The organism is Pseudomonas sp. HMSC065H01 (genome assembly GCF_001815235.1).
GTDB lineage: Bacteria > Pseudomonadota > Gammaproteobacteria > Pseudomonadales > Pseudomonadaceae > Pseudomonas > Pseudomonas aeruginosa.
The window spans coordinates 113,848-128,491 of the sequence record NZ_KV819937.1 but is presented as its reverse complement, the minus strand read 5'-3'; the positions used below and the strand labels follow the sequence as shown (position 1 = coordinate 128,491).

Genomic DNA, 14,644 nt, shown 5'->3' with positions numbered 1-14,644 from the left:
TTTGAGGCAAAAAATCAAAATATAGCATCCGCTAAAAATTTAGCTGGCGCTAATCTATTAGCTGGTGTTATGTTTTGCCTAGATCGTCACACCAGACCTGTCAGCCATTAGCCGAGATCACCAATGCTCAAACGCCACCGAGAAACCCTAGAAAACCGGCTTGAGGAGATACAGACGTGGGGCTGGACTCAACTGACCTGGGGTGAACTCTACCTCTGGTACGCGGCTGAACGGCTCTCAGTGAAAACTTATAAGCATATTTTGGAAAGTTATCGCGAGCTTCGCGATGACGAGGATGCCAGCCTGCTAGTAACCACGGTGGCAGGAGGACTAATTTTTACGCCCCCCGCACAAACCTCTCAAATTGAAGATGTCATTGAACACGGCTTCGACAACGCGCCCAAGATCGGATGAATCTGAGACTAAACTCACCTCCAGATTATCCTAAGGAACAAAACTACGGAGTTATCTAATGAAACCTTATAGCCTGAGCGTAAAAATTGACCTTCGAGAATTTGTGACGAAAGACAAGGTGTTTAAACTGGCCGCAGACGTTGTTCGGTCTGGGGTGAAAAACGAACATGGCTACAGGGCAACGAAAGGTTTGACAGATAATCGTCTTAGTAGGTGGCCTGTAGCTATCCGGTTCAAAACAGCAAAGAATCGCACTGACTTCTGCAACAACATAAAACAATTACTGCATCCGACAATTATAAAAAAACTGGGCCTCCAACTCACCCTCCCAAACATTAAGAAAACAGAACCTGTAAAGTATCTACGGGCATGACAACCCACTGCCCCTGTGACTCATAACCTTACAAAAATCAAATAAGAATTAAAATACCAAACGTATAGAAATACCTGGAAGCCGCGCTTCAAACATGGACCGCTTTCAGTGCAACTTATCGCTAAAAAATATATCAATGCGAATTTACTCATGGAGTGCGTGTAATGTCTCTACCTCCGATACTTGTCGCACAGAATCAGGTTTCAACTGGTGTAGATCAATTTACCACAGCGCTCACCGGATACCTAAACCATTTAGGTCTTCCTACTAACAACGTCTTAGTGCCAGTTCATGAGCGGCAGCGTGTCATCGGCAACCTACCGGACGTAATTAATAGTATTGATTTGAGCAAACGCGCCGAGTCACTATACATTTCGAAATTTATCGCCGCCTGTGGCGCGGGTCTATTTGACGCAGCATTAAATTTCATTTGGGATGAAACAGTCGTAAGTCTGCGCAATAAGGTGGCCCGCTTTGATCTAGAGTACTTCTACGACAGCGTCATTACAGACGCGACGCGCAGGAGCAAACTCCGCGATGAGGATGACTTAGTAAAAATTGAAGAATGGGAGCTTGTGCGTGGCTGTCACGTAACGGGCATCCTATCTGATATAGGATATCGTCATTTAGACTATATTAGAGACATGCGAAACTGGGCGAGCGCCGCACATCCAAATCAAAATGAGCTTAGTGGTCTACAATTAATCTCATGGCTCGAAACCTGCCTTCGAGAGGTGATCGCTAAGGAACCTGAGCCTGCGGCAATCGAGGTCAAGCGTTTTTTGCACAGCGTCAGAACGCAGATCCTTACAGAGCAGGACGCTCAGCATATCCGAGCGGGAATGGAGCGTCTCCCGGTAGATATAATTAAATCTCTTTTGAGAGCAATATTTGGAATGTACACCGCGGACAATACATCAACGCAGGTGAAAACCAATATCCGTTTTATCGGCAGTAAGTGCTGGGCTCTAGCGCCGGATGACACCCGCTATGAATGCGGGTTCCGTTTCACTACATTTGCTGCAAACGGGGAGAACGGGCGGAAAGCACTTGCTCATGAGTTCCTAAAAGGAGTGGACGGACTTGGGTACCTCTCGCCAGACTCGCTGGCGGTAGAGATGTCAGTATGCATCAACGCATTGTTTAACGCTCATAGTGGTTTCAACAATTTTCACAATGAACCAGCTCATGCACGGAATCTTCTAGCCTACGTCCCAGCAAATGGTCAAATCCCCGAAAGCGTCCGCGTTCCGTATGTAAAAACTCTAATTATGGCTAGAGTCGGTAATGGATACGGCGTTTCTGACATGGCTATACCTAATTATCAATCTATGATCGCCCGGTTTGGCGAGGACGAATTCAAAGAATTTGTAAAACTCATAATTGATCGCCAATTTCAGGCCCGCTTGACACTGCGAAATTGTTCCACTCGATTTAAGGAACTTGCAGCTAGTTTCTTGCCGCTGACTGCAAACCAAATTACCCACGGAGCACTCACTTCTATCATAGGGAGCACTGACCAGCACTTGCCGAATTTGGGGCGTGAAACAGCTTATACCCGCATAGTCTCTGCTTATTGACTAAGTACGGGTACCCTCCTCTCGTGATCTGAAACACTCATGGCAGGACGGATAGCAGTGGTAGCAAGCATCTGTTCGCCTTCAGAGGGCTGTGGGCGAAAGACGGCGGAGAGGTCGTGGGTGCCTTGCGTTTTGCGCTATCCAGTCCTGTGTAGCCATACTTCCGACTCTGGAGGGCCAGGGTGGCGCAAATCGCGATAGTCCTGCTGCCCCACTTGCCCCCCCGACATGGCCTTTAAGTGAAATCCACTCTGGTATTTCATCGAGTGTCAGCTCTGCGTCGGATGCAGCCGGTGCGGCAGGCCGCAACCGATTTGTAGTACCCCCTCCAACAGGACCGGATGGAATTTTGAAATAATTAGAATTTAAAATTAAGGCCTCTATCTATCTCTCGCCTCAGTTCTTGCAATGTAGTAAGTAAACTTTTATCAGCATCGATCCACATTGCAGTTTTTGTTTTTGCCACCAGTACTCCACCAATATAAAAGTATAAGATATCATCGTTCGGATCGATGTAGCCATTTACAGGATCCAATGTCAAAACCCGGCCAAGCCCCCACTTTTTTTCTAGCGGGCAAAGAAATTCATAGTTATCCTTATTGAGCTCCTTGGACTTGAGGCTGTCTTTTAAATCTAGGAAATCCGACAACAAAAGATCTTTTAAAACGCCTTCCTTAAGAAGGGAGGATTGGTCGTTTCTGATTTCGAAATACGAGAATATTCGCTCTTCGCCTGTAAACTTCTCGATATTGTTTGTCAAGTATGGGACTGCATTGTGCTTAAGGAAGTTGTTTATATCTATGTAAATATTGTGCTTTAGGCCCATGGAATTAGCGGCATTGCACAACAGGGGGCGCATGTAGAAATAATACTGCTCCACTTTAGGGTTTACCTTAATTCGATCCTCTTCCTCATCGTAAGCTAGCTCGAAGGTACTATCCTCTAGTGCACCATACTCCTTTAATGTATGACTTATAGCCCTCCCTAGAAAGCCAATCCAATAGTCATCTCCTATGAGCGATTTGAAGTTTTTATTATTTTCAGTCGCTTCTGCGTATTGCTTGAGGATGGTATCGATTGTTGTTGAGTCTTTTTCAGACTTGGGTATAGAGGCTTTTTCAATTATGAAGGTATTGCTGAGCGAGCGATATTGTACTTTCTTAATTTTTTCCTCTGGAACTCCTAGCTTCAACATGCAGCAGATACTGTAGTAGTCGATCAGGGAGGCCATGGAGTTTAGCAACGCATCAGAAAGTGCTTGATTTAATATCGCATTATCTTCATCAAGCTCTTGCCCCGGATTTACGTATTCATTGAGATATCGTAAATTAGTCTCATGTCTTTTTTGGAATAGCGCATTTACTTTTTTTAATTGATAGCGTATGTTTTTCTCGATATCGCCTGCCAAAATCTCATGCTTCATAATTTCTAGCCCCAGAAATCTATAAACATATAAGAGACTGCAAAATTGGGAATAGCTTACACGCAAAAAACAATCCTACTTGATTCGATACCAAGGAGAGCCACTTGTACCTTCAGGGTGCCCATGCGCTGGGTAAATTTTATCATCTTTAATACGTAACCATGGACTGCCACTGGTTCCTTCTGGATGCCCATGAGCGGGGTAAAGTTTATGGTCTTTGATCCGAAACCATGGAGAACTACTGCTACCTTCTGGATGTCCATGAGCTGGATAGATCTTATCTTCTCTGACCCGGAACCAGGGAGATCCACTGCTCCCAACTGGATGTCCGTGAGCAGGATATAATTTTATTTCCATTGCGATTACCACCCTTGGGGTGAACGATCAAATCGTGGTGGGCCGGACTATTAAGCAGCATTCTAACTACTTCGGCGCGTCTGAACCGCTGATCTTGCTTTGCGGTTCCATCGAAGATGCTCGGCTGATAACGAATTCCTTTTGATCAACTCCTCTTCAACTGACAGGCGCATCGAGTCCGGCTCGACCAAAATTGCAGTGACGCCAAGTTGATCCCCGGACTGTATCGCTGCGCGAACTTCTTTCAACTTTGATTGAGTGCCCGCAGGGGTCGAGAATAGATGCTGCGCTACCCGCGACCATCCTGACCTGTGGCTGCGCTGTCCGATGTACATTAGCTCCCAAGTTGCGTCCGGCCCCGTGCGTTTCCATAGCGCATAGACATTTATGGGCGTTTTTCTGAGCGATGGAGATAGTACGTTTTTCTCAAAAGCCTCCCTATCAACATAGTCGATAAGACACGGAACGGTCGCAAGCAGCCGCTCTTGGGCAGATGCAATCAAGGTGCTGATGTCGATGCGAAGAGGGTCCATACGGCTCCAACTGCAAGCAGGGAACAATTTAGCGTAATTCTTAAGCTATACAAGGCCACTTTCGACCCTTGCCTTTCTCGACTATTGAGCCAAGAAACACGAAGCAAGCAGAAGAGAAGGCGGCAAGATCTCGCCTGAGGTTACGAAATCGCAAGAGCGATGTCCATGGAGATTTAAGCAGTAGCCAGTACAGTCCGGAAATGTCGAATTTTGGCTGTAATGGGTTGATTATTAAATCCACCTTTTACGCGATGCCATCAGTCAGACTCCAGGCGATAGCTAGATGGCGCGAGCTTTTGAAGCTGGGGCAGGAATGCGTATCAAGCGTGCCCAGCGTCACCAAAATCCAGTCGCCAAGTTCGCCTTCACAGCGAGGCCAAAACAAGGTCGAACCTGACTCTGCGCAGACTCGCGCAAGCGTAACCGCTCTAGCAACGGTAGTCTTTCGTCGTGTACTGTCGCTTATCGTAGTAGGAGAACGAACCACGGATTCAGGAAAGCATGAGAGACATCCATGCACTAAGGGCAATCGATCCCACCATAGCCTTCCGCCTGTACCAATTCTTAGAAAGCCCTAGGGGTTCCAGGATAGTTTTAGAGATGGACATCTCATTAACTAAAAATAAAATACATACAAATCAGATATTTAGAAAATTTTTCGACTCCTGGTGCCGCACCACGAATCCCCGAAAAGCCCCGCCTCGCGCGGGGCTTTTTTGTTTTATCCTCCTACCTGCCGCCCGATGATGGCACTTCGCATAGAATGCCGGGTCAGATGCACCTACCAGATCTGGGGTTGGCAGGATCGCCATTTTTCCCGTACTAATCGTCGTCTTCACGATCGATTGGTACACCTTGGCGGGACGTGTCGAAGCAGCCCTACGGACAACCACTGCTTGAACAAGGTATGACTCATGACGATTCTCGTGACCGGCAGCGCCGGCTTCATCGGCGCCAATTTCGTGCTCGACTGGCTGGCCCTGCATGACGAGCCGGTGGTCAGCCTCGACAAGCTCACCTACGCCGGCAACCGGCAGAACCTCGCCAGCCTCGACGGCGACGCCCGGCACACCTTCGTCGCCGGCGATATCGGCGATAGCCAGCTGGTAGCCCGCCTGCTCGCCGATCACCAGCCGCGGGCGATCCTCAACTTCGCCGCGGAATCCCATGTGGACCGCTCGATCCACGGCCCCGAGGACTTCATCCAGACCAACATCGTCGGCACCTTCCGCCTGCTGGAAGAAGTGCGCGCCTACTGGGGCGCGCTGGAGCCGGAAGCGAAGGCGGCATTCCGCTTCCTCCATGTCTCCACCGACGAAGTCTATGGCTCGCTGGCACCGAGCGATCCGGCCTTCACCGAGAACAACCGCTACGAGCCGAACAGTCCCTACTCGGCGTCCAAGGCGGCCTCCGACCACCTGGTGCGGGCCTATCACCACACCTACGGGCTGCCGGTGCTGACCACCAACTGCTCGAACAACTACGGCCCGTACCACTTCCCGGAAAAGCTCATCCCACTGGTGATCCACAACGCCCTGGCCGGCAAGCCGCTGCCGATCTACGGCGACGGCCAGCAGATCCGAGACTGGCTCTACGTCAAGGACCATTGCAGCGCCATCCGCCGGGTCCTCGAAGCCGGGCAACTGGGCGAGACCTACAATGTCGGCGGCTGGAACGAAAAGGCCAACCTCGACGTGGTCGAGACCCTCTGCGCCATCCTCGACCAGGAGCAGCCGCGCGCCGACGGCCGCAGCTATCGCGAGCAGATCACCTTCGTCAAGGATCGTCCGGGCCATGATCGCCGCTACGCCATCGATGCCACGCGCCTGGAGCGCGAGCTGGGCTGGAAGCCGGCGGAAACCTTCGAGACCGGCATCCGCAAGACCGTGCGCTGGTACCTGGACAACCAGGACTGGGTGGCCAACGTAACCAGCGGTGCCTACCGCGAGTGGGTGGGTAAGCAGTACGCATGAACCGGATCCTTCTCCTCGGCGCCAACGGCCAGGTCGGCTGGGAGCTGCAGCGCGCCCTGGCGCCGCTGGGCGAACTGCTGGTCTGCGACCGCCGGCGCGCCGATCTCGCCGACCCCGAAGGCCTGGCGCGACTGGTTCGCGCCGAGCGGCCGCAGTTCATCGTCAACGCCGGCGCCTACACCGCGGTGGACAAGGCCGAGAGCGATGCCGACAACGCCCGCCTGATCAATGCCCGCGCCGTCGCGGTACTGGCCGAGGAGGCCGCGGGCTGCGGCGCCTGGCTGGTGCATTACTCCACCGACTATGTGTTCGACGGCGCGGGCAACGCGCCTTTCGCCGAGGACGCGCCGACCGGCCCGCTGAGCGTCTACGGGCAGACCAAGCTGGAAGGCGAGCAGGCCATCCGCGCCAGCGGCTGCCGCCACCTGATCTTCCGCACCAGCTGGGTCTACGCCGCGCGCGGCGGGAACTTCGCCAAGACCATGCTGCGCCTGGCCGGGCAACGCGACGAACTCAAGGTCGTGGCCGACCAGTTCGGCGCGCCGACCAGCGCCGAGCTGATCGCCGACGTCACCGCCCAGGCCCTGCAGCGCCTGCGCTGGGACGCCGAGCTGGCAGCACGGGCCAGCGGCACCTACCACCTGGTCGCCAGCGGCGAGACGTCCTGGCACCTCTATGCGCGCTTCGTCATCGAACAGGCGCTGGAGCGGGGCTGGGAGTTGCAGGCGACGCCGCAGCGGGTCCTGCCGATCGCCACCGAGGACTACCCGGTGCCGGCGAAGCGTCCGGCCAATTCGCGCCTCGACAACCGCAAGCTGCAACAGGTCTTCGGCCTGGTACTGCCAGACTGGCGCTACCATGCCGGACGCATGATCCAGGAACTGAGCGAGCAGGGACCACTATGAAACGCAAGGGCATCATCCTCGCCGGAGGCTCGGGCACCCGCCTGCACCCGGCAACGCTGGCCATCTCCAAGCAGTTGCTGCCGGTGTACGACAAGCCGATGATCTACTACCCGCTCAGTACCCTGATGCTGGCGGGCATCCGCGAGATACTGATCATCTCGACCCCACAGGACACCCCACGCTTCCAGCAGTTGCTGGGCGACGGTTCGAACTGGGGCCTGGACCTGCAATATGCCGTGCAACCGTCGCCGGACGGCCTGGCCCAGGCCTTCCTGATCGGCGAGTCGTTCATCGGCAACGACCTCAGCGCGCTGGTCCTGGGCGACAACCTCTATTACGGCCACGACTTCCACGAGTTGCTCGGCAGCGCTTCGCAGCGCCAGACCGGCGCCAGCGTCTTCGCCTACCACGTGCTGGACCCGGAGCGCTACGGCGTGGTCGAGTTCGACCAGGGCGGCAAGGCCATCAGCCTGGAAGAGAAGCCACTGGAGCCGAAGTCGAACTACGCGGTCACCGGCCTGTATTTCTACGACCAGCAGGTGGTGGACATCGCCAGGGACCTGAAGCCTTCGCCGCGCGGTGAGCTGGAGATCACCGACGTCAACCGCGCCTATCTGGAGCGCGGCCAGCTCAGCGTGGAGATCATGGGCCGCGGCTACGCCTGGCTGGATACCGGCACCCACGATTCGCTGCTCGAGGCCGGCCAGTTCATCGCCACCCTGGAGAACCGTCAGGGTCTCAAGGTGGCCTGCCCGGAAGAGATCGCCTACCGGCAGAAGTGGATCGACGCCGCGCAACTGGAAAAACTCGCCGCGCCGCTGGCCAAGAACGGCTACGGCCAATACCTCAAGCGCCTGCTGACCGAGACCGTGTACTGATGAAAGCGACCCGCCTGGCAATCCCCGACGTCATCCTCTTCGAACCCCGGGTGTTCGGCGACGATCGCGGATTCTTCTTCGAAAGCTACAACCAGCGCGCCTTCGAGGAGGCCTGCGGTCATCCGGTCAGCTTCGTCCAGGACAACCATTCGCGTTCCGCCCGTGGCGTCCTCCGCGGCCTGCACTACCAGATCCGGCAAGCCCAGGGAAAACTGGTGCGCGCCACTCTCGGCGAGGTATTCGACGTGGCCGTCGACCTGCGTCGCGGCTCGCCGACCTTCGGCCAGTGGGTAGGCGAACGCCTGAGCGCGGAGAACAAGCGCCAGATGTGGATTCCGGCCGGCTTCGCGCACGGCTTCGTGGTGCTCAGCGAATACGCCGAGTTCCTCTACAAGACCACCGACTTCTGGGCGCCGGAACACGAACGCTGCATCGTCTGGAACGATCCCGAGCTGAAGATCGACTGGCCGCTGCAGGATGCCCCCCTGCTTTCGGAGAAGGACCGCCAGGGCAAGGCATTCGCCGACGCCGACTGCTTCCCCTGAACGGCAGGGAGCGACCGGACTCGGCGCAAGGCGTGATAATTTAGGGCATCCCGTCCGGGATGCCCCGGATACTCGCAGCCACGGCAGGTTCGTTCGTCTTGAAAGCCTATTTCCATCGCTGGCGCTCGCTGGTCATCCTCGCCCTGCTTCTCGCGCCCTTGCTCTGGCCCCTGCAATATTTCGCCGAGCGCTACTACAGCGAGCAGTTGGCCGAGCAGAACCGCCAGACGCTCGACCTCTACGTCGCCAACCTGCTCGGCACGCTGCGCCGCTACGAAGAACTGCCGCAGATCCTCGGCGGCCTGCCGGTGCTGCGCCAGGCCCTGCAACAACCTGGCGACCCGTTGCTGCAGAAGATCGCCAACGAGGCGCTGGCCGACATCCGCCGACGCACCGGCGCCGACGTGATCTACCTGCTGCAACCGGACGGCACCACCCAGGTCGCCTCCAACTGGGCCCAGGCGGACAGTTTCGTCCACCGCAACTTCGCCTTCCGCCCCTATTATCGCGAGGCCATGCAGGGCCGCCTGGCGCGCTTCTTCGGCCTGGGCACCACCTCGATCAAGCGCGGCTACTACTTCGCCAGTGCGGTGAAGGAAGGCTCGCGGATCATCGGCGTGCTGGTGGTGAAGGTCGATCTCGAACACATCGAACGGCTCTGGGGCAATTCCCCGGAGCAACTGCTGGTGATAGACAACTACGGCGTGGTGATCCTCTCCTCGCGCGAGGATTGGCGCTTCCATGCCAGTCGGCCGCTGAGCGCGGCGGAGCGCGACGAGATCCACGCCAACATCCCCTACCCGGTGCAGGACCCGAAGCCCCTGCGCCTGCAACAGAGCGCCTGGCTCAGCCAGAGCCGGACGCTGCCGGAAACCGGCTGGACGGTGAGCATCTACGCCCCCCGCACCCTCATCGAACGGCCGGTGCGCAGCGTCCTGCTGATCGGCGGCGCGACCCTGCTCGCCCTGCTCCTGCTGCTTACCCTGCTGACCCTCAGCCGCCGTCACTACCTGGACCGCATCGCTCTCGAGGCCGAGGCCAAGCGCCAGTTGGAAGAGCGCGTACTGGAACGCACCCGCGAGCTGGAGAACGCCAACGCGCAGTTGCAGCAGGAAGTCCACGAACGCGAGCAGGCCCAGCGCGAGCTGATGCGCGCCCAGGACGAAGTGGTCCAGGCCGGCAAGCTCACGGCCCTCGGCACCATGTCGGCGAGCATCAGCCACGAACTCAACCAGCCGCTGGCGGCGATCCGCAGCTACGCCGACAACGCCCGGGTGCTGCTCGACCACCAGCGCACCGAGGACGCCCGCGGCAATCTCGAGCAGATCAGCGACCTCACCACCCGCATGGCCTCGATCATCGCCCACCTCAAGGCCTATGCCCGCGGTGCGCGCCGGGCGCCGGAGAACGTGCAGTTGCAGCCGGCGATCGAGGACGCCCTGTCGATGGTGGCCAGCCGGCGGCGGGCGATGAACGTCGAACTGCTGCGCGACGTGCCGGACGCCCCGCTGTGGGTCCAGGCCGGCGAGACCCGCTTGCGGCAGATCCTCGGCAACCTGCTCACCAATGCCCTCGACGCGCTCGCCGAGAAAGCTCCGCCGCGGCGCCTGTGGGTGATCGCCAGCCAGGACCAGCACGGCGTGACCCTGACTCTGCGCGACAACGGCCCGGGGTTTTCCGAGGACGCCCTGGCCCACGCCCACGAACCCTTCTTCACCACCAAGACCACCGCCAAAGGGCTCGGCCTCGGCCTGGCCATCTGCGATAACCTATTGCGCGCCCTCGGCGGCCGCCTGGAAATGGGCAACCATCTCGAAGGCGGCGCCGTGGTGCGCCTGCACTTGCTGCCGGGAGTTCCCGGCGTCGCCGCCATGCCCCAGGAGGAAACCCGCGCATGAGTCCCTTCGCGCCATTCGATGCCCAGACCCAGGTCCTGCTGATCGACGACGATCCGCACCTGCGCCAGGCCCTGCGCCAGACGCTCGACCTCGCCGGGCTCAAGGTCGCGACCCTGGACGACGCGCGCCAGCTGGATACCGCGCAGTGCAAGGACTGGCCCGGGGTGGTGGTCAGCGACATCCGCATGCCCGGCATCGATGGCATGGAACTGCTCCGCCAATTGCACGAACAGGACGCCGACCTGCCGGTGATCCTGATCACCGGCCACGGCGACGTGCCGCTGGCGGTCCAGGCCATGCGCGGCGGCGCCTATGACTTCCTGGAAAAGCCCTTCCCCAGCGACGCCCTGCTCGACAGCGTGCGCCGCGCCCTGGAGGTGCGCCGGCTGGTCCTGGAGAACCGCACCCTGCGCCTGGCCCTGGCCGAACGCCACGAGCTGCATGGGCGCCTGATCGGACGCTCGGCCGGCATGCAGCGCCTGCGCGAGCAGGTCGGCTCGCTGGCGGCGATCCAGGCCGACGTGCTGGTCCTTGGCGAAACCGGCGCCGGCAAGGAGGTGGTCGCGCGGGCCCTGCATGACCTGTCGAGCCGACGCGACGGACCGTTCGTCGCGATCAACGCCGGCGCCCTCGCCGAATCGGTGGTGGAAAGCGAACTGTTCGGTCACGAGGCCGGCGCCTTCACCGGCGCGCAGAAGCGCCGCATCGGCAAGTTCGAGTACGCCAATGGCGGCACCCTGTTCCTCGACGAGATCGAGAGCATGAGCCTGGACGTGCAGGTCAAGCTGTTGCGCCTGCTGCAGGAACGGGTAGTCGAGCGGCTCGGCTCCAACCAGTTGATCCCGCTGGATATCCGCATAATCGCGGCAACCAAGGAAGACCTGCGCCAGGCCGCCGACCAGGGCCGCTTCCGCGCCGACCTCTATTACCGCCTCAACGTCGCCAGCCTGCGCATTCCACCGCTGCGCGAGCGCGGCGAAGACATCCCGCTGCTGTTCCGCCATTTCGCCGAAGCCGGCGCCATGCGTCATGGCCTGACGCCACGCGAACTGGACGCCGGCCAGTCGGCGCGGCTGCTGGCCTACGACTGGCCGGGCAACGTGCGCGAATTGCAGAACGCCGCCGAGCGCTTCGCCCTGGGTCTCGGCCTGAGCCTGGACGACGGAGTCCTGCCCGACGCCGCCGACGAGCCGCACAACCTCAGCGCCAAGGTCGAGGCCTTCGAGCGCTCGCTGATCGCTGCCGAACTGGAACGCCCGCACAATTCGCTGCGCAGCGTCGCCGAGGCCCTCGGTATCCCGCGCAAGACCCTGCACGACAAGCTGCGCAAGCACGGCCTGCCGTTCAACACGCCTGGCGAAAATCCGCCAGATGATGGCGAATGAATGGCGGATTACCGCCAACCGTTCGCCATCCGCGCCCGCAGCATCTCCCCTGCGTACCCTTGCCCGACTGGCACAGGGCTTGCTCACGGCTTCCCGAGCGTTCCAACAAGCAGAAGACCAGGCGCTTTTCCGATTCACGCAGCATCTGCCGCTGCGCTGCCTAGACTTCCCTTGTTCGGCCACGCCGAGAGGACACCCGTCCTCTTCATAAAAGACAGACAAGAACAAAGAGGAAGTCTCATGCTCAAGCACACCGCGAAGGCGCTCGTCTGCGCACTTTCCCTGACCGTCGCCGGAATCGTCCAGGCAGCCGACCCGATCGTCATCAAGTTCTCCCACGTCGTCGCCGAGCACACGCCCAAGGGCCAGGGCGCGCTGCTGTTCAAGAAACTGGTGGAGGAACGCCTGCCGGGCAAGGTCAAGGTGGAGGTCTACCCGAACTCGTCGCTGTTCGGCGACGGCAAGGAGATGGAAGCCCTGCTGCTGGGCGACGTGCAGATCATCGCGCCGTCGCTGGCCAAGTTCGAGCAGTACACCAAGAAATTGCAGATCTTCGACCTGCCGTTCCTGTTCGACAACATCCAGGCGGTCGACCGCTTCCAGCAGAGCCCGCAGGGCAAGGAGCTGCTGACCTCGATGCAGGACAAGGGCATCACTGGCCTCGGCTACTGGCACAACGGGATGAAGCAGTTGTCCGCCAACAAGCCCCTGCGCGAGCCGAAGGACGCCCGCGGCCTGAAGTTCCGCGTGCAGGCCTCCAAGGTGCTCGAGGAACAGTTCAAGGCGGTGCGCGCCAACCCGCGCAAGATGAGCTTCGCCGAGGTCTATCAGGGCCTGCAGACCGGCGTGGTCAACGGTACCGAGAACCCCTGGTCGAACATCTACTCGCAGAAGATGCACGAAGTGCAGAAGTACATCACCGAGTCCGACCACGGCGTGCTGGACTACATGGTGATCACCAACACCAAGTTCTGGAACGGCCTGCCGGAAGACGTGCGCGGCGTGCTGGCCAAGACCATGGACGAGGTCACCGTGGAGGTGAACAAGCAGGCCGAGGCGCTCAACCAGGGCGACAAGCAGCGCATCGTCGAGGCCAAGACCAGCGAGATCATCGAACTCACTCCCGAACAGCGGGCCGAATGGCGCAAGGCCATGCAGCCGGTGTGGAAGAAGTTCGAAGGCGAGATCGGCGCCGACCTGATCAAGGCCGCCGAAGCCGCCAACCAGGCCCAATAAGAAGAAGAGGGAAAGCCCATGCACGCGCTCGCGCGCGTCTGGGCGCGCCTGGAGGAAGGCCTGATCGCCTTCCTCCTCGCCGCCATGACGCTGGTTACCTTCGTTTATGTAGTCCTCAATAACCTCTATACGCTGCTCTACGATCTCGCCGATCTCTGGGAGGGCGGCAACGAGACGCTGCTCGCCATCGGCGATGGGGTCCTCACCCTGGCCCAGGAGATGACCTGGAGCAACGCCCTGACCAAGGCCCTGTTCGCCTGGCTGATCTTCCTCGGCATCGCCTACGGCGTACGCACCGCCGGGCACCTCGGCGTGGACGTGCTGGTGAAGCTGGCCTCGCGACCGGTACAGCGAGTGCTCGGCGTGATCGCCTGCCTGGCCTGCCTCGGCTACGCCGGCCTGCTCTGCGTGGCCAGCTACGACTGGGTGAAGACCCTGTTCATCGCCGGCATCGGCGCCGAGGACCTCGACCACTTCGGCATCCGCCAATGGCACATCGGCCTGATCGTGCCGGTCGGCTTCGCCCTGGTGTTCATCCGTTTCGCCGAGATCCTCGTGCGCATCCTGCGCAACCGCCAGACCGGACTGGGACTGGCCGACGAGGCTGCCGACGCGCTGAAGCTGACCGAGCACGAGGAGCCCAAGGCATGACCATTCTGTTCCTCTTCCTGCTGCTCTTCCTGCTGATGTTCATCGGCGTGCCGATCGCCGTCTCCCTGGGTCTCTCCGGCGCACTGACGATCCTCCTGTTCAGCCCGGACTCGGTACGCTCGCTGGCGATCAAGCTGTTCGAGACCTCCGAGGCCTACACCCTGCTGGCGATCCCGTTCTTCCTGCTCTCCGGCGCGTTCATGACCACCGGTGGCGTGGCGCGGCGCCTGATCGACTTCGCCAACGCCTGCGTCGGACACATCCGTGGCGGCCTGGCGATCGCCGCGGTGCTCGCCTGCATGCTCTTCGCCGCGCTATCCGGCTCGTCTCCGGCAACGGTGGCGGCAGTGGGTTCGATCGCCATCGCCGGCATGGTCCGCTCGGGTTATCCACAGGCGTTCGGCGCTGGGATCGTCTGCAACGCCGGCACCCTCGGCATCCTCATCCCGCCATCGATCGTGATGGTGGTCTACGCCGCCGCCACCGAGACCTC

12 protein-coding genes and 1 pseudogene are annotated in these 14,644 nt (G+C 59.0%); 12 read left to right on the top strand and 1 reads right to left on the bottom strand.

The annotated features are described in order from the left end of the window. The first annotated feature begins 123 nt into the window (after positions 1-123). The 3 genes from HMPREF3014_RS30145 (at position 124) to HMPREF3014_RS34205 (ending at position 2,367) form a co-directional block, all read left to right on the top strand. Entirely contained in the window at positions 124-414 is a 291-nt protein-coding gene (locus HMPREF3014_RS30145; protein ID WP_023087895.1) for a hypothetical protein, read from the top strand. Positions 415-472: 58 nt separating this feature from the next. Then, positions 473-787 (top strand): hypothetical protein, encoded by a 315-nt coding sequence (locus HMPREF3014_RS34545; RefSeq protein ID WP_124014414.1) that lies wholly within the window; start codon positions 473-475, stop codon positions 785-787. Between the two features lie 164 nt (positions 788-951). Next, the gene (locus tag HMPREF3014_RS34205; protein WP_023087896.1) at positions 952-2,367 is read left to right on the top strand and encodes a hypothetical protein; all 1,416 of its coding nucleotides are present in this window, start codon (positions 952-954) and stop codon (positions 2,365-2,367) included. A 358-nt stretch (positions 2,368-2,725) separates the two neighbouring features. On the opposite strand, the gene HMPREF3014_RS30140 is transcribed toward HMPREF3014_RS34205, so the two are convergent. After that, positions 2,726-3,790 carry a hypothetical protein gene (locus HMPREF3014_RS30140; protein ID WP_003146504.1) on the bottom strand — a complete coding sequence of 355 codons (1,065 nt, stop codon included), beginning with the start codon at positions 3,788-3,790 and terminating at the stop codon, positions 2,726-2,728. Between the two features lie 1,804 nt (positions 3,791-5,594). Between HMPREF3014_RS30140 and rfbB the strand changes: the two genes are divergently transcribed. The 9 genes and pseudogenes from rfbB to dctM all read left to right on the top strand — a co-directional run. After that, positions 5,595-6,653 carry a dTDP-glucose 4,6-dehydratase gene (gene rfbB / locus HMPREF3014_RS30130; RefSeq protein ID WP_003105513.1) on the top strand — a complete coding sequence of 353 codons (1,059 nt, stop codon included), beginning with the start codon at positions 5,595-5,597 and terminating at the stop codon, positions 6,651-6,653. Further along, a complete protein-coding gene (gene rfbD, locus HMPREF3014_RS30125; protein ID WP_023087898.1) occupies positions 6,650-7,558 on the top strand; it encodes a dTDP-4-dehydrorhamnose reductase in 909 nt (302 codons plus the stop codon). The genes rfbB and rfbD overlap by 4 nt, the downstream gene beginning before the upstream one ends. Beyond that, entirely contained in the window at positions 7,555-8,436 is an 882-nt protein-coding gene (rfbA, locus tag HMPREF3014_RS30120; RefSeq protein ID WP_003105518.1) for a glucose-1-phosphate thymidylyltransferase RfbA, read from the top strand. Before rfbD ends, rfbA begins: the two co-directional genes overlap by 4 nt. Further along, positions 8,436-8,981 carry a dTDP-4-dehydrorhamnose 3,5-epimerase gene (gene rfbC / locus HMPREF3014_RS30115; RefSeq protein ID WP_003096184.1) on the top strand — a complete coding sequence of 182 codons (546 nt, stop codon included), beginning with the start codon at positions 8,436-8,438 and terminating at the stop codon, positions 8,979-8,981. Before rfbA ends, rfbC begins: the two co-directional genes overlap by 1 nt. Positions 8,982-9,040: 59 nt before the next feature. Next, positions 9,041-10,879, top strand: a complete 1,839-nt coding sequence (gene dctB, locus HMPREF3014_RS30110) for a two-component system sensor histidine kinase DctB (RefSeq protein WP_003123664.1) — start codon at positions 9,041-9,043, stop codon at positions 10,877-10,879. Beyond that, complete coding sequence (gene dctD, locus HMPREF3014_RS30105; protein ID WP_003096187.1) at positions 10,876-12,264, top strand: two-component system response regulator DctD; 1,389 nt, start codon at positions 10,876-10,878, stop codon at positions 12,262-12,264. The genes dctB and dctD overlap by 4 nt, the downstream gene beginning before the upstream one ends. Positions 12,265-12,504: 240 nt before the next feature. Next, complete coding sequence (gene dctP / locus HMPREF3014_RS30100) at positions 12,505-13,500, top strand: C4-dicarboxylate TRAP substrate-binding protein DctP (RefSeq protein ID WP_003105525.1); 996 nt, start codon at positions 12,505-12,507, stop codon at positions 13,498-13,500. A gap of 18 nt (positions 13,501-13,518) precedes the next feature. Continuing rightward, positions 13,519-14,151: a C4-dicarboxylate TRAP transporter small permease protein DctQ gene (dctQ, locus tag HMPREF3014_RS30095; protein ID WP_003105527.1), complete on the top strand. Its 633-nt coding sequence runs from the start codon at positions 13,519-13,521 to the stop codon at positions 14,149-14,151. Continuing rightward, positions 14,148-14,644, top strand: a pseudogene (gene dctM / locus HMPREF3014_RS30090) (C4-dicarboxylate TRAP transporter large permease protein DctM); the annotation flags it as partial. The gene dctQ and the pseudogene dctM, both read left to right, overlap by 4 nt.